A 20403-nucleotide genomic window follows, 5' to 3' on the forward strand; every position below is an offset into this window, starting at 1 on the left:
TTCTGCTTGACCGGATCGCTCGCTCTCCCTATAGTACCGCCCCGTTGCAGCAGTGAGTACGCAACGACAAAATACGGTGAGGTGTCTGAGTGGCTGAAGGAGCACGCCTGGAAAGTGTGTATACGCGTAAGTGTATCGAGGGTTCGAACCCCTCCCTCACCGCCATATTTGAAAGAGAGAGCCTGGATTAACGTCCAGGCTTTTTTTTGCATGTTATACGGACCGGGGGGGGCGAGAATCCTCGACAGGGTTCGACAAAACGCATGCGTTTTGGACCGCCAAAGGAGCGCAGCGAATCAAGCCCTCCCTCAGCGCCATCTCTTAAAGAAAGAGCCTGGACGCAAGTTCAGGCTCTTTTTGTCTGCAATCCGCCTCAGTGCGTGCGGCTAGCCGCCATAGATGGCTGCATCACGGCACGGCGCCAGTCACCCGGTGTTTGACCGTAGTGGCGTTTAAAACTGCGATTGAAAGATTGTTGCGAGTCGAAGCCGAGTGAAATCGCCACGCTGACGATCGGCTCCCCGCTGTTAGCCAGACGCTCTGCCGAGACCCTCAGCTTCTGCATACGGATATATTCCCCCAGCGCATAGCCAGTTTGGCGTTTGAACATTCGCTGCAAATGCCATTTGGAATACCCGGCGCGGCCCGCCACAGTATTGATATCCAGCTTCTCTTCCAGATTGTTATCAATCCACTCAATCAAATCCGTAATAAAACCCGTGCTGTTCATGCTGACGCTCCCATGACATTGGCAGGTAGATCCGCTGCCCGATATGGATACGTTGCAGCAGTTTCGCACTAAATGCAATTTTTATTATTGCATTTAACGAAGGGGCACTTCTATAATCCAGCCAATTAATGTACCCGATATTAATACATTAATGTGACAACAATGTGTTTCAAAACCTAACCGTTGTACCGAGGACGGGTGCAACTGCTCTGCCGCCGGTCTCAGGCCAGGACGTTACCCGGATAACAGGGCCGGGTGTGTGGCCTGATCGCACTTACTACTGGAAATAAAAATAATGCCAAGCCAGCCTGCTTCATCGCTCCATCCCCGCAGCCCCCAGCGCGGTTTCGGTTTCAGCGCACATCTATCAGCCGTTGCACTGATGGCTGCACTGCTGGCCGGATGTGATAACAGCGTCGCTCACAATGCGGCTCCCCCACCACCGGCCGTCAGCACTGCCGACGTGGTAATAAAGCCCATCAGCCAGTGGGATGCTTTTAACGGCCGGATCGAGGCGGTGCAAAGTGTACAGCTGCGACCACGTGTCTCTGGCTACATCGACAAGGTTAATTACACCGAAGGCGATGAAGTGAAAAAAGGCCAGGTGCTATTCACCATTGACGATCGCACCTACCGCGCTGCACGTGAACAAGCCCAGGCCGAGCTTGTGCGAGCACGTAACCAAGCCGCGCTGGCACGCAGCGAATCCGGCCGCACCGAAAAACTGATTGGCAGCCAAGCGATTTCGACTGAAGTGTGGGAACAACGCAAAGCCTCCGCCGCTCAAGCACAAAGCAACGTTTTAGCGGCACAGGCGCAGTTCGATATGGCACAGCTGAACCTCGACTTTACCCGAGTGATAGCGCCCATCGACGGCCGTGCCAGTCGCGCGATGATCACCGCAGGTAATCTGGTCACCGCAGGCGACAGTGCCAGCGTACTCACGACATTGGTGTCACTCGATAAGGTCTATGTCTATTTCGACGTGGATGAAGCGACGTTTCTGCGTTACCAGAATGATGGTCGACGCGCGGAAAAACTGCCGGTGAAGGTCGGGTTGGTGGGCGAGGACGGCTATCCGCATCAAGGAACCGTTGATTTCACCGACAACCAGCTTAATGCCGGTACCGGCACCATCCGTATGCGCGCCCTGCTGGAAAACGCCGAACGCCGCTTTACCCCTGGGCTGTTTGCACGCGTACAGATGCCCGGCAGTGCCGAGTTCAACGCCATGCTGATTAACGACAAATCGGTGATGACCGACCAAGACCGCAAGTTTGTTTATATCGTCGATAAAGACGGTAAAGCACAGCGTCGCGATATTGAAATCGGTCGGGTCGCTGACGGACTGCGCATTGTGCAAAAGGGCCTGTCTGCAGGTGACCGGGTCATTGTCGACGGCATGCAAAAAGTGTTTATGCCGGGTATGCCGGTCGATGCAAAAACTGTGGCGATCAACGCCTCCGCGCTTAACTAAGCCCCAGCAGAGGATCCTGAGCCATGGACTTTTCCCGTTTTTTCATTGATAGACCGATTTTTGCGGCGGTGCTGTCGATCCTGATTTTTGTCGGCGGCGTTATCGCTATCCCTCTGCTGCCGATCAGTGAATACCCGGATGTCGTGCCCCCAAGCGTGCAGGTACGTGCCCAATACCCCGGCGCCAACCCGAAAGAGATCGCCGAAACCGTCGCCACCCCACTGGAAGAGGCGATCAACGGCGTCGAAAACATGATGTACATGAAGTCAGTGGCAGGGTCAGACGGCGTTCTGGTCACCACCGTGACATTCCGCCCAGGAACCGATCCGGACCAGGCACAGGTACAGGTACAAAACCGTGTGGCGCAGGCCGAAGCACGCTTGCCGGAAGACGTGCGTCGCCAAGGGGTAACCACCCAGAAACAGTCACCGGCTCTGACGCTCGTGGTGCATCTGGTCTCCCCTTCCGGCAAATACGATTCGCTCTACCTGCGCAACTACGCCACGTTGAAGGTCAAGGATGAACTGGCCCGTTTACCGGGGATCGGGCAGGTGCAGATTTTCGGCGCGGGTGAATACGCCATGCGCATCTGGTTGGATCCAAACAAAGTCGCTTCGCGCGGGCTGACAGCGTCTGACGTGGTCACCGCCATGCAAGAGCAAAACGTGCAGGTTTCCGCGGGTCAACTGGGTGCAGAACCTATGCCGACTCGCAGCGACTATTTGCTCTCGATTAATGCGCAAGGCCGCCTGCAGACCGAAGAAGAGTTCGGCAATATTATCCTCAAGAACGGCGATAACGGCGAAGTGGTTCGTCTTCGCGACGTGGCGCGCATTGAGATGGGTTCAGGCAGCTACGCGCTACGTGCTCAGTTGAATAATAAAGACGCAGTCGGGATCGGCATCTTCCAGGCGCCGGGAGCTAATGCCATCGAATTGTCCAATGCGGTGCGAGCCAAAATGGCCGAACTGTCGACCCGTTTCCCTGAAGGGATGAGCTGGCAATCACCGTATGACCCCACCGTGTTCGTGCGTGATTCAATAAGCTCAGTGATAGATACCCTGCTCGAAGCGGTGTTGCTGGTGGTGCTGGTGGTGATTCTCTTCCTGCAAACCTGGCGAGCATCCATTATTCCACTGCTGGCGGTACCCATTTCTATCGTCGGTACCTTCGCCGCGCTTTATCTGTTGGGCTTCTCGCTCAACACCCTGAGCCTGTTCGGGCTGGTCCTGGCTATCGGCATCGTGGTCGATGACGCCATCGTGGTCGTGGAAAACGTCGAGCGTAATATCGAAGAAGGCTTATCGCCGCTTGCAGCAGCGCATCAGGCAATGCGTGAAGTATCCGGCCCGATTATTGCGATTGCCGTCGTTCTGTGCGCCGTATTCGTGCCGATGGCATTCTTGTCTGGCGTCACCGGACAGTTCTATAAACAGTTCGCTGTCACTATCGCCATTTCAACCGTGATCTCGGCGATCAACTCGCTGACCTTGTCGCCGGCTTTGGCAGCGCTGCTGCTGAAGCCGCACGGCGCGCCGAAAGACATGCCGTCGCGCCTGATTGATCGGCTGTTTGGTTGGCTGTTCCGTCCTTTTAACCGCTTCTTTGCCAATAGTTCACAGCGGTATCAACGTGGCGTTTCACGTGCGCTGGGCAAACGTGGCGCGGTATTTGTGGTGTATGTGCTGTTGTTGTGTGCTGCTGGGGTCATGTTTAAAACTGTGCCCGGCGGCTTTATTCCGACTCAGGATAAGCTTTATCTGATTGGCGGGGTGAAAATGCCGGAGGGAGCGTCACTGGAACGTACTGATGCCGTGATTCGCAAAATGAGCGCCATTGGCCTCAGTGTTGACGGAGTAACGGACGCGGTGTCATTCCCAGGGCTCAATGCGTTGCAGTTTACCAATACGCCTAACACCGGCACCGTATTCTTTGCACTGGAGTCATTAAGCACCCGAACGCGGAGTGCTGCGCAGATTAATGCCGAGATTAACGCCAAGATCTCGCAGATCCAGGAAGGGTTTGCGTTCTCCATTATGCCGCCGCCGATCCTCGGTATTGGTCAGGGTTCGGGTTACTCGCTGTATATTCAGGACCGTGCCGGTCTGGGGTATGGGGCTTTGCAAACCGCGGTTAATACGATGTCAGGCGCGATCATGCAAACACCGGGCATGGGGTTCCCGATCTCGTCTTATCAGGCCAACGTTCCACAGCTGGATGCGAAAATTGACCGTGATAAAGCCAAAGCCCAAGGGGTTCCACTCAACGCCTTGTTCAGCACACTGCAAACCTATCTCGGCTCGTCTTATATCAATGACTTCAACCGTTACGGCCGTACCTGGAAAGTTATGGCGCAGGCTGACGGTCAGTTCCGCGACAGCGTGGAAGACATTGCCAACCTCCGCACCCGTAACGACAAGGGCGAAATGGTGCCCATCGGCAGTATGGTCAGCATCAGCACCACTTACGGCCCTGATCCGGTGATCCGTTACAACGGCTTCCCGGCGGCAGATCTGATTGGTGACGCCGATCCGCGCGTGCTGTCTTCTTCACAGGCGATGAGTGAATTAACCGTGATGGCTAACAAACTCCTGCCGAACGGCATGAATATTCAGTGGACCGATCTGAGCTATCAGCAGTCTACTCAGGGTAATTCGGCGATCATTGTCTTCCCGGTGGCCGTGCTGTTGGCATTCCTGGCGCTGGCGGCGCTGTATGAAAGCTGGACGTTGCCATTGGCGGTGATCTTGATCGTCCCCATGACCATGCTGTCGGCGCTGTTCGGCGTCTGGCTTACCGGCGGCGACAATAACGTATTCGTCCAGGTGGGGTTAGTCGTATTGATGGGCCTGGCCTGTAAAAACGCCATTTTGATCGTCGAGTTCGCCCGCGAGCTGGAGCTGCAAGGCAAAAGCATTATGGAGGCGGCGCTGGAAGCCTGCCGCCTGCGACTGCGGCCGATCGTCATGACCTCCATCGCCTTTATCGCCGGGACTATCCCGCTGATCATGGGACACGGAGCCGGTGCTGAAGTCCGTGGCGTCACCGGTATCACGGTGTTTTCCGGCATGCTGGGCGTCACGTTGTTCGGGCTGTTCCTGACCCCGGTGTTCTACGTTACGTTGCGCCGTATGGTGACGCGTAAGACACGGCAACAAGCGGCAGGCTAATTCTCCAGCCGCTACCATAAAAAAAGCCCGGTTTAAAAAACCGGGCTTTTTTTGTCTTATTTTTTATACCGCGTATACCGCAGACTATTTTTCCGCTGTCTCTGCGTCTTTCAGGTCTTCTATTGCATAGGCCGCGCAGGCTCGCTTATCGCCCCGCTCCAGCTCGGCCAAGGCATCTGCCACCGTGTGGCGTGCCAGTACGTCCAGCGATGCCTCTTCCGCCTCGTTCACCACCGACTTGAAATACCAGCAGGCGTTGGCACTGACCAGGCAACGCGCCGGCCCTTCCGGTCGGGCGGCCCAGATGCGTTTATCATCGATAACTGACAGATAGATATCTCGCAGGGTGATCTGCTCCGCCGGGCGGCCCAAGTGAATCGAGCCGTTACGCCCCAGGGTCGAAACAATGATGCCATTTTTGGTCAAGGGCACCATCAGCTTGCGGATAAAACTGGGATTGGCTTCCAGACTGGCGGCAAGCACCGCGCTGGTCGCACGCACGCCCAGCTTCTCAGCCACGGCCACGCTAAGTACCATTTGCATTGCAGTCGGAAAGCGAAAATCTAACATGTTTTTATCTCTGTCTCCGGGAGACTAAATGCTTGGACTGAGTCAGTGTGAGATGACGCCACCACACCCACTCAACTGCACAATAATATAACAAACACTGTTGCACTATTGAAGGTATGCCCGGATAAATCGCACGGATACATTAGTGCTGAGAATAGCGTCAGCATTGGCCTGTTGGCAAAATGGCGGGCAATAAATAGCAGAAACCCGCGTCAATATTAATGCCGCTCGCTTAACTGCGTTAAACGATCAGAACTAACACTGCCCGCGGGCTTAATTCGTAAACTGTGATCAGGCTTTATTCAGCACCAGCTGGCCGCTTTTATCCAGCGGAATCTGGGTGCCCGGATCGTGATCCATACGGATCTTGCCCTGCTGAGTACCGATCTTGTAGGTCACATCGTAACCCAGCATTTTCTGTGATTTGTCGTAGACCGTTTTGCAACGCTGTTGCGTACTGGTGGTGGTGTCGTTATTTTGCATCGCCCCCTGTACCTGATTACCGGCGTAGCCGCCGCCCAGCGCGCCGACGACCGTCGCAACATCACGTCCACGACCACCACCGAACTGATGACCAATTACGCCACCCGCTACCGCACCCAACACGGAACCGGCCAGGCGGTTTTCATCCTGCACTGGCGCACGGTGAGTCACGGTCACATTACGGCATTCCTGACGCGGAGTTTTGATGGTTTCTTTGATCGGCGTTGCTGCAATGACTTGCGCGTATTGCGGACCGGAAGAGAAAACATCAAGACTGGCTACCGCAGCAATACCCAGAGCCGCAGCGATACCAATACCCACACCAGCTAACATTGACTTGTTCACAGGAAATCCTCCTGAAAGTGTTACCACGCATTTGTACCGGGGACTTTACCGACATTGCACCGCGCTTATTATTTTGCGCATTGGCGGCACGTGGTATTCCGGTTTACGGCGTGCGCGACGCGCCGTCTGTAAACGAGATAAAGTCTGCACAATGTTCCAGACCCTCGCAATAAGACAATATGACCAAAAATGCCGGAAATCACGGTTGCCCCCGGTGTTTAGGAGGATTCTTAAGAATTTTACCTATTGATGCAGGACATTGTTCTGAACAATCAGTCCATAACGGCCCTATTTCGCGGAAAGAGGCCATAAAAAAACCCACGCGGGCGAACCGGCGTGGGTGAGAGTCGATAGCGAAAGCTGTTAGTGCATTTTCAAACGCGGGCGGATCACCCGGTTAATACCACCGACCAGCATCATCAGACCGGTTTTGATGTAGCCGTGCAAAGCGACCTGGTGCATACGGTACAGTGAGATGTAGACGAAACGCGCGATGCGGCCTTCCACCATCATTGAACCACGCATCAGGTTGCCCATGAGGCTGCCAACGGTACTGAAGCGGGACAGAGACACTAAGGATCCGTGGTCTTTGTACACGTACGGCTTCAGCGTCTGGCCATTCATCAGCGCCAGAATGTTGGTAAAGCAACGTGATGCCATCTGATGTGCCGATTGCGCACGTGGCGGGACGAAACCGCCGCCCTCTTTCGGACAGGAAGCGCAGTCACCGATGGCGAAAATGTTCGGATCGCGCGTGGTCTGAAGCGTTGGCTCTACCACCAGCTGGTTAATACGGTTGGTTTCCAACCCGGCGATGTCTTTCATAAAGTCTGGCGCCTTGATACCGGCAGCCCACACCATCAGATCGGCGTCAATGAATTCGCCACCTTTGGTGTTCAGACCCTTGGCGTCCGCGCTGGTGACCATGGTGTTGGTCAGTACGCGTACACCCAGCTTGTTCAATTCCTGATGCGCCGCAGCAGAAATACGTGGCGGCAATGCAGGCAGAATACGTTCCCCCGCCTCAACCAAGGTCACGTTAAGCGCGCTATTGTCCAGGCCTTCAAAACCATAGCTGTGCAATTGCTTCACCGCATTATGCAGTTCGGCTGACAGCTCAACACCGGTGGCGCCGCCACCGACGATAGCGATGTTTACCCGCTCTTTTTGCCCCGGCTGCGCCGAGAACTTAAGGAACAGGTTAAGCATCTCGTTGTGGAAGCGTCGCGCCTGGCGAGGGTTATCCAGGAAAATACAGTGATCTTTTACGCCAGCCGTGCCGAAATCGTTCGAGGTACTGCCCAGCGCCATGACCAGGATGTCGTAAGACAACTCGCGTTCCGGCACCAGTTCACCGCCCTGTTCATCGCAGATTTGCGCCAGGTGGATCGTTTTCGTCTCACGGTTAATATTGGTCAGCGAACCCAGTTGGAAGCTGAAAGCATGATTACGTGCGTGCGCCAGGTAGCTCAGCGCATCGACGCCGTCATCAAGGGAACCGGTGGCGACTTCATGCAGTAAAGGCTTCCACAGATGGCTGTGGTTACGATCCACCAGCGTGATTTCTGCTTTGTGCTTACGACCGAGTTTATGGCCCAGGCTGGTCGCCAGTTCCAGACCACCGGCACCACCGCCCACAATGACGATTTTTTTCTTTGGCGTTGTCAAAATAACCCCCTAAATGTGAACCAATTGTTATCCAAGGGTAAATAAATAATATCCTTAGAATACATAGGGTTCGCTTAAAATAAACCTGCTATCTGAAGCCAGAATAGCATGTGAGGTTATTTGGTCATACCAAAATTGATGTACATCAAACTTTTTTGGTTAAAGGCTGGACGAAGGGGGATTTTGAGGATTGTGATTCAAATAGTTAGCGCTGGGTCACAGTTTTAAATTTTGTCGCCTATGGGGCAAAAACCGGTATTTTGGCAAAGAGATGCCGCAATTTTTGCCGGTAAAAAGCAATCATTGCGGCATCTTCAGGCGTTATGAAACTGTTACGCCAGCGTCTTGAATGCTTTGATACGTTGCAAATGTGGCGAGATATTTTTGAACTTGTGGGTCTGCTGTTCATCCCAGACAATTTCATAATACTTGTGCAGCAATTGAGCACTACGCTGGCTGTCGAGCACTTCGTCGTGGCGAGACAGCACTGCCAGGCAGCGATCGCGGTTTTTCTCCCGGAAATCGTCCACGCACTTGGTGGCAATATCGCGATACTCTTCCGGCCGGTCGATTTTGCCTTGCATATGCTCTTCAGGGTACAAATTGGGGTTGAAGATCACCTGGCGGATACCACACAGAAAGCCAATGCGCTCGGCCCAAAATCCGCCCAAACCGACACCGCAGATCAGCGGATGTTTGTCGCCTTCCTGTTGAACTGCCTTGTCCACTTCTTTCAATAGATGCTGCATGTCATGGCGTGGATGCAAAGTGCTGTAGCTAATAAAGCGTACGTCCGGATCGATAAACTGTAGCTGTAACACCTTTTCATGATTGCCGGGACTGGTGGAATCGAAACCATGCAAATAGATAATCATGTGGATCCTCGCAACAAGCTGAGGGCCGCGCCGCAGCCCTCATCATTTACGCCGTATTACGACGCCCTGGGTTCACCCAGCATTACGCTGTTTGTGCTCCTCCCAGCGTTCGCTGAGCGCATTCAGCTCTTTATGCGCCTGCTGCCAGCGCGCAGAATCGCGCAGCTCCTGACGGGTGAACTGACCGCGATGATATAACCGCTTCACTCTCTCTGCTTTGACCGGGGACAGGTTATCCAGCACGCTAACCGCCCCTGCGCGGTTATTGCATACCAAGATCATGTCGCAGCCAGCATCTAATGCTGCCTGACCACGTTCGGCATAGCTGCCCATAATCGCCGCGCCTTCCATCGACAAATCATCCGAGAAGATAACACCGTCGAAGCCCAATTCCTGGCGCAAAATCTGTTTTAGCCAGTAAGGCGATCCGCTGGCTGGGCGCGGGTCTGCTTCAGTATAGATGACGTGCGCCGGCATCACGGCGTCCAACAGTTGACGGTTAATCAACTCCCGGAAGATCGACATATCATGTTCACGGATCTGTGCCAACGGGCGCGGATCGCGGGGGGTTTCCTTGTGCGAATCCGCACTCACCGCACCATGACCTGGGAAATGCTTACCGGTGGTTTTCATTCCGGCGCTGTGCATGCCCAAAATGAAACGTTCGGCCATCACCAGCGCCTGCTGCGGATCGCTGTGGAACGAACGTTCGCCAATCGCTGCACTGACATGGCCAATATCAAGCACCGGCGCAAAGCTGATGTCGATATCCTGCGCGATCATTTCCGCCGCCATCAGCCAGCCGGCCTCCTGCGCCAACCGACCACCTTCATGGGCTGAGTTCAGTGCCGCGAACGACTGCGCCGCCGGTAACCGGGTGAAACCTTCGCGGAAACGCTGAACGCGCCCACCTTCCTGATCCACTGCCACCACCAGTCGATCGTGGGAAGCGTCACGGATTTGGCGTACCAATTCACGCAGCTGTTCGGCATCATGGAAATTACGGGTGAACAAGATCAGACCGCCCACCAGCGGATGTTTTAGGATCTCACGTTCTTCTGCATCCAGCTCATAGCTGGCGACATCTAACATTACTGGGCCCACGGCCACCTCACTTCATTATTCATTTATACCTATCATACTTGAACCTGCACCTTTGTTGGCTGCGCCTGTGCGCCCCCGTCGCCGAGTTATCTGTGCTCCTGGGGTGTTACAGACCGGCCGCCTCAACGCAACGCCAATTATTCTAGGTATAGAACATGGGATGTTAAACAAAAACGCCGGTGTATCACGGTACCCCAGCGCAAAAATTCAGGATCGCCGGTCTGTTGCCAGCGCACTTCAAACCATAACAGCATCAGATAATCTACCCACGGCAGCCAGCGTTGCACCTGCGCGCTCAGCACCTGTAAATTGAGATAACCGATTTGCGCATAACGCTGTAAAAAACGCTGTTGGCTGGCTGACGACCAGGCGTTACCGCGGAACAGCGCAGCGATGTCCAGCGCGATGTCTCCGTCAGCGGCATATTCCCAGTCAATCAATCGCAGGCCTGCGGCCTGTGTTATCAGATTGCCCGGATGAATATCCATATGCAACGGTGCCAATTTCAAGGGTGTCGGCGGGCAGCGATGAAGAAAGCGCTGATGCAGCCGCAACCAAGCGGGCGTTAAGCGTCGGCGATCCAACTGTTGCCAATAACGGGCAAACTGTCGCTGCAGATTCAGCGTGTAGCCACTGAGCGGCTGACGATGCAAATCTGCCATCAATTCCGCCAGGTTTCCACGCTCATTTAACTGACTGAAAGCGGCACTTGTGACAACGTCACCATCGAGCCATTGCAGGATAATCCACTGATTGTTTTGCACTAAAACCTGCGGACCGATCCCTCTTCCACTACGGCGAAGCATACGTGCCTCACGCCGGCGACTCACGCCAAGCGCACTTTTCTCTGCGCTTTGTTGACGCGCCAGAAGCTGTACGCCTTCACCTTCAATACGCCAACTTTCGCCCGTCAGCCCCTGTACTGGGCTAAAACGACAACCGGCGGTTTTCACCGCCGGCAGCTCGCTTTCAATCAGTTTCCGCAGTGCGGCTTCAGTGTGTGACTGCGCCATTACCTGACCAGACGATTTCACCGGTTTGTACCAACATCAGTTGCATGTCCAGAGTCGGAGACTTCACATCACCGCTGACGTCGCTATACAGGACATATTGCGCACTGACGATTCGCGCCAGGCCAATGGCCTTGCTGCGTGAGCCCAGGCTATCATCCGCCGACAAGCCCAGCGTCTGTTTGGCGGTCGCCAACTGCGCTTCTGGCACGATGGAGAACGTTTGATTCGACGCCAACGCTTTATGCAAAGCAGATGTGGCTTTCGCGGTCTGTAATGCACCGTTGGTATTGTTCTTTACGCTGTCCAGCAGCAACACGCTACCTGGGTTGACACCGTCGGCTTTCAGCATCTGATTTACCAGCGGCTGCACACTGCTCAGCCAATCGAGCTGCTGAATTTTCGGCGGTTGAGGCACAGGTTCTGTGACGGGGGGTTGCGGCTCAACAACGGGCGGCGTCACCGGCTCAACCGTTACCGGCGGTTGAGGTTGTTCGGGTTCCGGCGGGCGCGACAGACAGCCGGTTAACATCAACGCGGCCAGTGCCACAAATAGATACTTTTTCATTTATCTCTCCACGTGAACCAAGAGTTTATAAAAATAGGTACAGACGCACGCGTTTAGCATCGAGATTGCCGTTGAGTGAGTAAATGGTGGCGTCTGAATTTGGTGCAATAGTGATGGTGCGCTGCGCTTCAAAAGGCCGGATATCCAGCCCCTGATCGTCATACCAGTAGAAGCGATAATGCACCGTCACTGGCGTAGGTTGGCTGTTGCTGAGCTCCGACGTGGCCATCACGCGCCCGGAGGCATTCGAAATCGACGGGTTGTCGGCCAGAATGCCTGCGGTAAGCACCGGCGAATCCATGACTACCGTCTGCCGATCGTTAACCGCGATGCCGCGTGGGCTGCTACAACCCATCAAAATGACAGCGGGCAACGCCAACGCCATCAGACGCAGGGATTTGCTATAGCGCATGACTTTCCTCGATTAGCGAGACAACAAAGGCCCTAACGAGCGGCCACCGACCAAATGCATATGAATATGATAGACCTCTTGGCCTGCATGGCGATTGCAGTTAACAATCAGGCGGTAGCCGTCATCGGCAATGCCCTCTTGTTCTGCAATTTTCGCCGCGGCGGTAATCATACGACCCAGCGCAGCCTCATGTTCAACGGTGACATCGTTGATGGTGGGGATCAATACATTGGGTACAATCAGAATATGCGTCGGAGCCTGAGGTGAAATATCGCGGAAAGCGGTGACCAGTTCGTCCTGGTAGACCACATCAGCGGGGATTTCGCGGCGGATAATTTTACTGAAAATCGTTTCTTCGGCCATCTGGCGTTCCTTGTAGAGGAAAATAAGCTGTACGCAGTATGAGTGACAAATTCTACTGCTTTCAACCTGATTGCGCACTTTCCGCGTTGAGTGATGCAGAATCAGACAACCCTTCGAGATAATCCTCCCTCTCTCGCTACCGTCCGGCGGCAATCATTTGATTTTTTTCACTTTCGATATTCACTATTGTTGCTTTACTTGCCTGCCATCGGCGCGAATAGTAACTCTATGATTAAAAAAGGATAGAGGACAACATGCGATTCAAAACCCTGGCACTGAGCGCATTGCTGATATGCGGTCATTCTGCGGCTGAGACCAAAAGCATTATTGATCTACAAGCCAACCAGCAACATTTGCGTGCAGAGAAAAACCCGGCCGCCGTCGCGCTGATCCCAGCCAATTATCATTTTGCCGTACCGGGCAAACTAACCATAGCAGTGGCGTCTGAAAATTCCCCCCCACTGGCGCTGTTTGCTGAAGACAATAAAACGTTGATTGGCAGCGATCCGGACATCGCGCAGCTGGTGGCAGACAGCCTGGGGCTAGAGTTGAACCTGATACCGACCTCCTGGGAAGATTGGCCGCTCGGCATCAGCTCAGGTAAATATGACGCTGCAATTTTCAATATTGCCGTGACCAAGCAGCGGAAAACCAAGTTTGATTTCGCCACCTATCGCGTAGATACGCTGGGCTTTTACGTGAAGTCCACCAGCAAAATCAGCGCCATTAACCAACCTGCGGACGTTGCCGGGCTACGGATTATTGTCGGTTCAGGGACCAATCAGGAAAATATCTTACTGGGTTGGGATAAGCAGAATCAGGCTAATGGCCTGGCCCCGGTACAGCCCATTTATGTCACCGATGACGCCGCCGCCAATCTGAGCATTCAGTCCGGGCGCGCCGACGCGTTCTTTGGCCCCCACTCCACCGGAGCCTACAAAGCAGCACTGACTGGCAGGACGAAAATGGTGGGCATCGGCCCGAACGTCGCCTATGTGGCAGTGACCACTAAAAAAGATAATGGCCTGGTTACCGCAATCAACGCAGCCATCAATGGTGTGATCGTCAGCGGTGAATATGCCCAGGTTTTGGATCGCTGGGGTGAACATGATGAGAAAGTTCCACGCTCTACCATCAATCCGCCGGGGATTGGTGACTAGCCGTCAATCAGCTGTGGTGCGTGGGTGCGCATCCAGTTGGCCAGAGAGTCGAGTGTCGGACGCAACGTTTTACCCAGTGGCGTAATTTGATATTCAACCCGTGGCGGAACCTCCGGGAACACCTGCCGGGTGACCAAACCACGTTGCTCAAACTGCCGCAGTTGACGCGTCAACTCTTTCTGGGCGATAGGTGCGACTGCGCGCTGCAGTTCGCTAAAACGTATTGGGGTATCAATCAGTATCAGCCGGTAGAGGATCGGAATAGCCCATTTCCCCGCGACCAGATTCACGAAGCCGACCATTGGGCAAGGTTCACCCGCTGTAGGCAATGCCGCTGTATTTTTTTCCGCCGTCGACGGCTCTGCATTGGTCATTTCATCCCACCTTGTCCTTTAGTATCCAAAAGGTGCCTACTATACAAAAGATACTATAACGCAAATAATGCCTGTGCCGACAATAAACAGGAGTACGTTATGTCACGACTTAAAGGCAAGTACGCATTGATCACCGGGGGTACCAGCGGCATTGGTTTGGAAACTGCGCGTCAGTTTATCGCTGAAGGCGCCACCGTAGCGATTACCGGACGCAACCAGAACAGCCTAGAGGCAGCAGGAAAAGCGCTGGGCAAGGTACTGCTGTTGCGTAGTGATGCAGGAGATATTGAGCAGCAGCGGGTTTTAGCGCAGCAATTGGCCAACCACTGGCCACGCCTCGATGTGCTGTACATCAATGCAGGCGACGTCACCCACCATCCTCTGCAAGAATGGGATGAACAGAGTTATCAACGGGTGATGGACATTAACCTTAAAGGGCCCTTCTTTCTGATCCAGTCGTTGTTGCCGCAGTTGGCTAACCCCGCGTCAATTATTCTGTGCGGCTCGGTCAGTGCGCATATCGGCCTGCCGTTAAGTAACGTCTATGCCGCCAGCAAGGCTGGTCTGCTGTCGCTGGCCAGAACCCTCTCCGGTGAACTGCACCCACGCGGCATTCGGGTCAATGGCCTCAGCCCCGGCCCAACAGAAACGCCGGCACTGGGTAAGCTCGGCCTGAAGGATGCCGATGAACAGGCATTACGTGACGAGATCCGCCAATTGGTACCCATCGGTCGTATGGGCACGTCGCTGGAATTGGCAAAGGCGGCAGTGTTCCTCGCATCCGATGAGTCCGCCTTTATGGTCGGCAGTGAATTGTTGATCGACGGGGGCGTGGGAAATTTGTAATTACGTCATGCAAGCATTCGGGGGGTGATCGCCCATTAACACAAATGCTTTCTTGCTAATTATTTCACTTGAAACAACCAAACATACCCCGAAAGCAATTACGGATCCTGCTTACACTCGCGCTGTCACCCTGGCTGGCGGCGCTGCCTACACTGATTAAACAGGGCGTATTGTGGATCCCTTTCGCCAGCCAAAAACCGACTGACCCTAGCTATCCCTCACCCTCTTACTTTTGTTCCTGATAGTGCCATGCATCCGCCAGTCAGGTGCAGAGCACATAAGTGGAGACTGAGACGATGAGAGTAAAATACCTGATTAATGCCATGCTACTGCTGATGCCCCTGGCGCTGGGCGGCATCGCTCAAGCCAATGATCAGACCATTCCCTGGGGGGAAAACACCGGCGGTGTTGAATCCAATCACATTGCCGCCGTAGGTCAGAACCTGAATGCAGCACATCAGAAGGTCACCAAAACCCAGGAAGGCGTATGGGCCGCAAATAGCGGCAGTATTTCTAACGACGAGAAAGCACTGACCAATGGCCAAAACCCAACGTCCAAATAACGCCACACTGGGAGATAGCGTGATAAAGAAAGGCGGCAAGCCGTGACAGCATAAGCTGCACGGCTTATCGATCACCCCAGACCGGGGATAGCGACACCAAACGTCTGCAACAGCAGAACCAGGTTGAGCAGGAGAATAATCACTGTACCTATGACCGACACCAGGCTGGTCAGGCGGCTATTAACAAACTCGCCCATAATGTCGCGGCGACGGGTAAACATCACCAACGCAATCATCGGTGCCGGCAACGCCAGGCTCAGCACCACCTGGCTGTAAACCAGCGCGTCTGTCGCATTCACGCCTAATGCCACCACAATGAAGGCCGGGATCATGGTTACCATACGGCGTACCCAGACAGGGATCCTAAAGCCCACAAACCCCTGCATGATCATTTGACCCGCCATGGTACCCACCACCGAGCTGGAAATGCCGGAGGCTATCAACGACATCAGGAAGATGCCAGCCGCGGCAGCGCCAAACAATGGGGTCAATGTATGGTAAGCCGTTCCTATCTCTGCCACGTCGCTATTACCGGCATGGAAAGCGCTGGAAGCCATAATGACCATAGCGATATTCACCAGCCCCGCGATCGACAGTGCAATCACCACTTCAATATTCGAAAAGCGCAGCAATTTGCGCCGTTCGCCACTGTCGCTGGCAGGCGCACGGTGCTGGGTTAAGCCCGAGTGCAGAAAAATAGCGTGCGGCATCACCGTGGCACCGATAATACCGACGGCAATAGTCAATGCCTGCGCATCCGGCAACTGCGGCGTTACCATACCAATACCGGCAGCCGCCCAGTCCACCGGCACAATAAACATTTCAACCAAATAACACAGTGCAATCACCGCGACCAGACCGCCAATCATCAGTTCTACCGGGCGAAAACCTTTTTTCTCGACCATCAGCAATGCATAGGTGATAACCGCTGTTACCGCCATTCCCGGCAACAACGGCATATGAAACAGCAAGGCAAGCGCGATAGCCCCGCCGAGGAACTCCGCCAGATCGGTGGCCATCGCGGCCACTTCACTGAGCAGCCACATACCGATCACCACCGGACGTGAGAATTGATCGCGGCACATCTCTGCCAGATTACGGTTGGTGACAATACCCAGCTTGGCCGAGAGCGCCTGAAACAGCATGGCAATCAGGTTAGCCATCACCACCACCCATAACAGGCTATAGCCGTATTTCGAACCCGCCTGAATATTGGTGGCAAAATTACCGGGATCCATATAGGCAATAGAGGCAATCACAGCAGGCCCAGCGAACAGTAGCGGCGTGAATGCTCCACGCTTGCGCCCGGCAAGTGCGTTACCAATCGCCGTATTGGTTCGTTCGGTTAACGATGTGGTGGTTGCCGCATCACGCATGGTTTACCCTCAATCTTTTTCTGGTTATTTTTCACCCAACACTCACTGCAATGTAGCATCGGCTACACTTTATGCAAAATGGAAGATTCACTGCCTTTGTGTACAAATATTTCTTATTATCAGCGAATACGCCCGCCGAATTGATAATGCGTCGCCTTTGGACTAACGTATGGCGGAACTGCAGTAACCTGCAACTTACTGGTTTAACGTTTAAAGGACGTCTCAGAATATGGCTACAAGCGCACCAGATGACGCCGAACGCCCCGTGGTGGCTGAAATGCCGGACGAGGCTGAACATGCCCTGCGCTTCACCCGCGCTCGTGAGGCGCAATCCAATGCGCTGATAGAGGATTATGTCGAGCTGATTGCCGACTTGTTGATGACCACCCGCGAAGCCAGAACCACCGACATCGCCAAACGCTTCGGCGTTTCGCACCCGACGGCGATCAAGAACATCGCCCGGCTCAAAAGCGCTGGATTAGTCGAGTCACGCCCTTATCGGGGGGTTTTTCTGACGGAAGAAGGCGAGCAGCTGGCACAGAAGGTACGCCGTCGCCACCGGATTGTCGTCGACCTGCTGGTATGTCTTGGTGTACCGAATGAAACCGCCGAGCTGGACAGCGAAGGGATTGAGCATCACATTTCTAGCGACACCCTGGCGGTGTTTGAACAGTTTTTGCAAAAGCACGCAGCAAAGTAAATCCGCACCCATAAAAAAGGGAGGCTTTCGCCTCCCTTAAAACTCCCCTGCCTGAATTAATGGTTACGGATGTATTCGTCCATATCCGTTTTCAGGTTATCAGATTTGGTACCAAAGATAGCCTGAACGCCAGAGCCTGCGACAACAACGCCGGCAGCCCCCAGTTTTTTCAGGCCAGCCTGGTCAACCTTGCTCACGTCTGCCACGCTAACGCGCAGACGAGTGATACAGGCATCCAGGTTGGTGATGTTTTCTTTACCGCCGAAGGCCTGAACCAGCGCCGCAGACATTTCAGAACCGCCCTGAGTAACCTGCTCAGAAGCCGTGTCTTCACGACCTGGGGTTTTCAGATCCAGCTTGGCAATCAACACGCGGAAGATGGTGTAGTACACCAGACCGTAGATGATACCCACAATTGGGAACAGCCAGATTTTGCTGCTGTTGCCGCTCAGTACGATAAAGTCGATCAGACCGTGCGAGAAGCTGGTACCGTCACGCATACCCAACAGGATACAGATCGGGAACGCAAGACCCGCCAGAATGGCGTGGATTACGTACAGAATCGGCGCAACGAACATGAAGGAGAACTCGATCGGTTCGGTGATACCGGTCAGGAACGAGGTCAACGCAGCGGAGATCATGATACCGCCGACTTTAGCGCGGTTTTCCGGCTTGGCTGAGTGCCAGATGGCAATCGCGGCAGCAGGCAGACCGTACATTTTGAACAGGAAGCCACCAGACAGTTTACCCGCAGTCGGGTCACCCGCCATATAACGTGGGATATCGCCGTGGAACACCTGACCTGCTGCGTTGGTGTATTCACCGATCTGCATTTGGAACGGTACGTTCCAGATGTGGTGCAGACCGAATGGCACCAGCGCACGTTCAACCACGCCGTAGATACCAAACGCCACTACCGGGTTCTGATACGCCGCCCATTGGGAGAAGGTCTGGATAGCCGTACCGATTGGAGGCCAGATGAAGGACAATACTACGCCCAGAACGATTGCCGCGAGGCCGGAGATAATCGGCACAAAGCGCTTACCGGCAAAGAAGCCCAGATATTCCGGTAATTGAATGCGGAAGAAGCGGTTAAACATATAGGCCGCGATGGAGCCGGAGATAATCCCCCCGAGTACACCGGTATCTGCCAGGTGTTTGGCCGCGATTTCTTCAGCCGGCAAGTGCAGCACCAAAGGTGCAACCACCGCCATGGTTTTCACCATGATGCCGTAAGCCACCACTGCAGCCAGTGCGGATACACCATCGTTATTGGTGAAGCCAAGGGCAACACCGATGGCGAAAATTAACGGCATGTTGGCGAAAACGGAACCGCCGGCTTCCGCCATCACGTGGGAGACTACCGCAGGTAGCCAGCTAAAGTTGGCGGAACCGACGCCCAGCAGGATACCTGCGATAGGCAATACGGACACCGGCAGCATTAGCGACTTACCTACTTTTTGCAGGTTTGCAAATGCGTTCTTGAACATAGTTGAGTGTGCTCCTGAGTAATAGTGCTTTGCTACTTTCCGCGATTCTTCGCGTTGCAAGGGGGGGAGAAAAAACCCCTGCAATTCAGGGTGTCTGAGCACCCCTTGAATTTTTACGCAGAGTAAAATAAATAGGCTGCGCAATGTTTGATGACAGTCACGTTTCGATGAACAAAACCGGGTGTTTTTCTTAAATTGCCTATTTTTTGGCAAAAAAGAGGAAAAAACGCCCGCACCTCGTCCTAAAACGGGTGGGAACATTACCCGTTTCGATGATTAATTACGAGCTTAAAAAAAATTCCGGATTCGATGACTACAGCTATAGCCTAGGCCAAAGATCAGAGGTCGATGTGAAATAAGCGTGAAAAATTGGCGGTGGTAGCTTCGGCCAGCGTCTCCAGGCTCACGCCCTTCAATACCGCCATGTATTCAGCCACATCGCGCACATAGGCAGGTTGGTTCTCTTTGCCACGATGCGGCACAGGAGCCAGATACGGGGAGTCGGTTTCCACCAGAATGCGGTCCAGCGGTACGTAACGCGCCACATCACGCAACTGTTCGGCGTTGCGGAAGGTCAGGATGCCAGAAAATGAAATGTAGAACCCCAGATCCAACAAGGCTTCTGCGGTAGCGCAATCTTCGGTGAAACAATGCAGCACACCACCACAGTTCTGGGCATTCTCTTCCCGCAGGATCGCCAGCGTGTCTTCACGCGCATCACGGGTATGCACAATGACCGGTTTATTCAGATCGCAACCGATACGAATATGTTCGCGGAACGACGCTTGCTGCAGTTCTAGATTGTCCTTCTGATAGAAGTAATCCAGCCCAGTCTCACCCAGTGCTACGACCTGCTCTGCCGCCGCCAGACGACGCAGTTCAGCGTAATCATAACCGCCTTCAAGATTAAGCGGGTGTACACCGCAGGAGAACGCCACGTCGTCGCGTGCGCCGATCAGCTGCGTCATCGCTTGATAGCCGGGCAGCGTAGTCGCGACAGCCAGCACATAGCCAACGTCGCGCGCCTTGGCCTTTGCCAGCGCGTCATCTACGTTTTGGTGCAGTGTTTGGTAATCCAGGCCGTCAAGGTGACAATGAGAATCTACTAACAACATAATA

20 protein-coding genes and 1 tRNA gene are annotated in these 20403 nt (G+C 54.1%); 7 read left to right on the forward strand and 14 right to left on the reverse strand.

Annotation, left to right across the window (positions count from 1 at the left end; genetic code table 11):
• Positions 1–75 precede the first annotated feature (75 nt).
• Positions 76–165 (forward strand) — tRNA-Ser (locus tag AC2FCQ_RS05165).
• A gap of 208 nt (positions 166–373) precedes the next feature.
• Here AC2FCQ_RS05165 and AC2FCQ_RS05170 read toward each other — a convergent pair.
• Positions 374–730, reverse strand: a complete 357-nt coding sequence (locus AC2FCQ_RS05170; protein WP_037423795.1) for a helix-turn-helix domain-containing protein — start codon at positions 728–730, stop codon at positions 374–376.
• A 295-nt stretch (positions 731–1025) separates the two neighbouring features.
• Here AC2FCQ_RS05170 and AC2FCQ_RS05175 point away from each other — a divergent pair, with 295 nt between their 5' ends.
• Positions 1026–2207 carry an efflux RND transporter periplasmic adaptor subunit gene (locus AC2FCQ_RS05175; RefSeq protein ID WP_404759824.1) on the forward strand — a complete coding sequence of 394 codons (1182 nt, stop codon included), beginning with the start codon at positions 1026–1028 and terminating at the stop codon, positions 2205–2207.
• A gap of 23 nt (positions 2208–2230) precedes the next feature.
• Positions 2231–5377 carry a multidrug efflux RND transporter permease subunit SdeB gene (gene sdeB / locus AC2FCQ_RS05180; protein ID WP_404759825.1) on the forward strand — a complete coding sequence of 1049 codons (3147 nt, stop codon included), beginning with the start codon at positions 2231–2233 and terminating at the stop codon, positions 5375–5377.
• Positions 5378–5461: 84 nt separating this feature from the next.
• Here sdeB and AC2FCQ_RS05185 read toward each other — a convergent pair whose 3' ends face one another.
• From AC2FCQ_RS05185 to hinT, 9 genes are all read right to left on the reverse strand, one after another.
• On the reverse strand, positions 5462–5947 hold the full coding sequence (locus AC2FCQ_RS05185) for an RrF2 family transcriptional regulator (protein ID WP_265554925.1): 486 nt from the start codon (positions 5945–5947) through the stop codon (positions 5462–5464).
• A 291-nt stretch (positions 5948–6238) separates the two neighbouring features.
• The gene (locus AC2FCQ_RS05190; protein ID WP_209632784.1) at positions 6239–6775 is read right to left on the reverse strand and encodes a glycine zipper 2TM domain-containing protein; all 537 of its coding nucleotides are present in this window, start codon (positions 6773–6775) and stop codon (positions 6239–6241) included.
• Positions 6776–7138: 363 nt separating this feature from the next.
• Positions 7139–8443 (reverse strand): NAD(P)/FAD-dependent oxidoreductase, encoded by a 1305-nt coding sequence (locus AC2FCQ_RS05195; protein WP_490307684.1) that lies wholly within the window; start codon positions 8441–8443, stop codon positions 7139–7141.
• Between the two features lie 332 nt (positions 8444–8775).
• Positions 8776–9318: an alpha/beta hydrolase YcfP gene (ycfP, locus tag AC2FCQ_RS05200; RefSeq protein ID WP_265554929.1), complete on the reverse strand. Its 543-nt coding sequence runs from the start codon at positions 9316–9318 to the stop codon at positions 8776–8778.
• 72 nt (positions 9319–9390) lie between these two features.
• Complete coding sequence (gene nagZ, locus AC2FCQ_RS05205; RefSeq protein WP_490307685.1) at positions 9391–10410, reverse strand: beta-N-acetylhexosaminidase; 1020 nt, start codon at positions 10408–10410, stop codon at positions 9391–9393.
• Between the two features lie 149 nt (positions 10411–10559).
• Positions 10560–11435, reverse strand: a complete 876-nt coding sequence (thiK, locus tag AC2FCQ_RS05210; RefSeq protein WP_490307686.1) for a thiamine kinase — start codon at positions 11433–11435, stop codon at positions 10560–10562.
• Complete coding sequence (gene lpoB / locus AC2FCQ_RS05215) at positions 11416–12000, reverse strand: penicillin-binding protein activator LpoB (protein ID WP_037423820.1); 585 nt, start codon at positions 11998–12000, stop codon at positions 11416–11418. Before lpoB ends, thiK begins: the two co-directional genes overlap by 20 nt.
• A 25-nt stretch (positions 12001–12025) precedes the next feature.
• The gene (locus tag AC2FCQ_RS05220) at positions 12026–12412 is read right to left on the reverse strand and encodes a YcfL family putative periplasmic lipoprotein (RefSeq protein ID WP_130380234.1); all 387 of its coding nucleotides are present in this window, start codon (positions 12410–12412) and stop codon (positions 12026–12028) included.
• Positions 12413–12424: 12 nt separating this feature from the next.
• Complete coding sequence (hinT, locus tag AC2FCQ_RS05225) at positions 12425–12775, reverse strand: purine nucleoside phosphoramidase (protein ID WP_037423826.1); 351 nt, start codon at positions 12773–12775, stop codon at positions 12425–12427.
• Positions 12776–13029: 254 nt separating this feature from the next.
• Between hinT and AC2FCQ_RS05230 the strand changes: the two genes are divergently transcribed.
• Positions 13030–13935, forward strand: a complete 906-nt coding sequence (locus tag AC2FCQ_RS05230) for a transporter substrate-binding domain-containing protein (RefSeq protein ID WP_490307687.1) — start codon at positions 13030–13032, stop codon at positions 13933–13935.
• Here the strand turns inward: AC2FCQ_RS05230 and AC2FCQ_RS05235 are convergent.
• Entirely contained in the window at positions 13932–14309 is a 378-nt protein-coding gene (locus AC2FCQ_RS05235; RefSeq protein ID WP_490307688.1) for a winged helix-turn-helix transcriptional regulator, read from the reverse strand. The genes AC2FCQ_RS05230 and AC2FCQ_RS05235 overlap by 4 nt on opposite strands.
• Before the next feature lie 99 nt (positions 14310–14408).
• Between AC2FCQ_RS05235 and AC2FCQ_RS05240 the strand changes: the two genes are divergently transcribed.
• Both AC2FCQ_RS05240 and AC2FCQ_RS05245 read left to right on the forward strand, forming a co-directional pair.
• The gene (locus AC2FCQ_RS05240) at positions 14409–15155 is read left to right on the forward strand and encodes an SDR family oxidoreductase (protein ID WP_209632777.1); all 747 of its coding nucleotides are present in this window, start codon (positions 14409–14411) and stop codon (positions 15153–15155) included.
• Positions 15156–15451: 296 nt separating this feature from the next.
• The gene (locus AC2FCQ_RS05245; protein ID WP_209632776.1) at positions 15452–15718 is read left to right on the forward strand and encodes a hypothetical protein; all 267 of its coding nucleotides are present in this window, start codon (positions 15452–15454) and stop codon (positions 15716–15718) included.
• A gap of 71 nt (positions 15719–15789) precedes the next feature.
• Here the strand turns inward: AC2FCQ_RS05245 and AC2FCQ_RS05250 are convergent, their stop codons facing one another.
• Positions 15790–17094, reverse strand: coding sequence for an Nramp family divalent metal transporter (locus AC2FCQ_RS05250; protein ID WP_209632775.1), 1305 nt, complete (start codon positions 17092–17094; stop codon positions 15790–15792).
• Positions 17095–17323: 229 nt separating this feature from the next.
• Between AC2FCQ_RS05250 and mntR the strand changes: the two genes are divergently transcribed.
• The gene (gene mntR, locus AC2FCQ_RS05255; RefSeq protein WP_209632774.1) at positions 17324–17794 is read left to right on the forward strand and encodes a manganese-binding transcriptional regulator MntR; all 471 of its coding nucleotides are present in this window, start codon (positions 17324–17326) and stop codon (positions 17792–17794) included.
• 56 nt (positions 17795–17850) lie between these two features.
• Here mntR and ptsG read toward each other — a convergent pair whose 3' ends face one another.
• Together ptsG and AC2FCQ_RS05265 are read right to left on the reverse strand one after the other, a co-directional pair.
• Entirely contained in the window at positions 17851–19284 is a 1434-nt protein-coding gene (ptsG, locus tag AC2FCQ_RS05260) for a PTS glucose transporter subunit IIBC (protein ID WP_209632737.1), read from the reverse strand.
• Positions 19285–19622: 338 nt separating this feature from the next.
• Positions 19623–20399: a metal-dependent hydrolase gene (locus tag AC2FCQ_RS05265; RefSeq protein ID WP_265554947.1), complete on the reverse strand. Its 777-nt coding sequence runs from the start codon at positions 20397–20399 to the stop codon at positions 19623–19625.
• Between the last annotated feature and the right edge of the window lie 4 nt (positions 20400–20403).

The organism is Serratia sp. CoH_134_PS_4, assembly GCF_058190535.1.

What these genes read in the sequence shown, in the direction of transcription:
- AC2FCQ_RS05170 (WP_037423795.1), bottom strand. Translation starts at nt 730, where the DNA reads ATGAACAGCACGGGTTTTATTACGGATTTGATTGAGTGGATTGATAAC.
- AC2FCQ_RS05175 (WP_404759824.1), top strand. Translation starts at nt 1,026, where the DNA reads ATGCCAAGCCAGCCTGCTTCATCGCTCCATCCCCGCAGCCCCCAGCGC.
- sdeB (WP_404759825.1), top strand. Translation starts at nt 2,231, where the DNA reads ATGGACTTTTCCCGTTTTTTCATTGATAGACCGATTTTTGCGGCGGTG.
- AC2FCQ_RS05185 (WP_265554925.1), bottom strand. Translation starts at nt 5,947, where the DNA reads ATGTTAGATTTTCGCTTTCCGACTGCAATGCAAATGGTACTTAGCGTG.
- ycfP (WP_265554929.1), bottom strand. Translation starts at nt 9,318, where the DNA reads ATGATTATCTATTTGCATGGTTTCGATTCCACCAGTCCCGGCAATCAT.
- nagZ (WP_490307685.1), bottom strand. Translation starts at nt 10,410, where the DNA reads ATGTTAGATGTCGCCAGCTATGAGCTGGATGCAGAAGAACGTGAGATC.
- thiK (WP_490307686.1), bottom strand. Translation starts at nt 11,435, where the DNA reads ATGGCGCAGTCACACACTGAAGCCGCACTGCGGAAACTGATTGAAAGC.
- lpoB (WP_037423820.1), bottom strand. Translation starts at nt 12,000, where the DNA reads ATGAAAAAGTATCTATTTGTGGCACTGGCCGCGTTGATGTTAACCGGC.
- AC2FCQ_RS05220 (WP_130380234.1), bottom strand. Translation starts at nt 12,412, where the DNA reads ATGCGCTATAGCAAATCCCTGCGTCTGATGGCGTTGGCGTTGCCCGCT.
- hinT (WP_037423826.1), bottom strand. Translation starts at nt 12,775, where the DNA reads ATGGCCGAAGAAACGATTTTCAGTAAAATTATCCGCCGCGAAATCCCC.
- AC2FCQ_RS05230 (WP_490307687.1), top strand. Translation starts at nt 13,030, where the DNA reads ATGCGATTCAAAACCCTGGCACTGAGCGCATTGCTGATATGCGGTCAT.
- AC2FCQ_RS05235 (WP_490307688.1), bottom strand. Translation starts at nt 14,309, where the DNA reads ATGACCAATGCAGAGCCGTCGACGGCGGAAAAAAATACAGCGGCATTG.
- AC2FCQ_RS05240 (WP_209632777.1), top strand. Translation starts at nt 14,409, where the DNA reads ATGTCACGACTTAAAGGCAAGTACGCATTGATCACCGGGGGTACCAGC.
- AC2FCQ_RS05245 (WP_209632776.1), top strand. Translation starts at nt 15,452, where the DNA reads ATGAGAGTAAAATACCTGATTAATGCCATGCTACTGCTGATGCCCCTG.
- AC2FCQ_RS05250 (WP_209632775.1), bottom strand. Translation starts at nt 17,094, where the DNA reads ATGCGTGATGCGGCAACCACCACATCGTTAACCGAACGAACCAATACG.
- mntR (WP_209632774.1), top strand. Translation starts at nt 17,324, where the DNA reads ATGGCTACAAGCGCACCAGATGACGCCGAACGCCCCGTGGTGGCTGAA.
- ptsG (WP_209632737.1), bottom strand. Translation starts at nt 19,284, where the DNA reads ATGTTCAAGAACGCATTTGCAAACCTGCAAAAAGTAGGTAAGTCGCTA.
- AC2FCQ_RS05265 (WP_265554947.1), bottom strand. Translation starts at nt 20,399, where the DNA reads ATGTTGTTAGTAGATTCTCATTGTCACCTTGACGGCCTGGATTACCAA.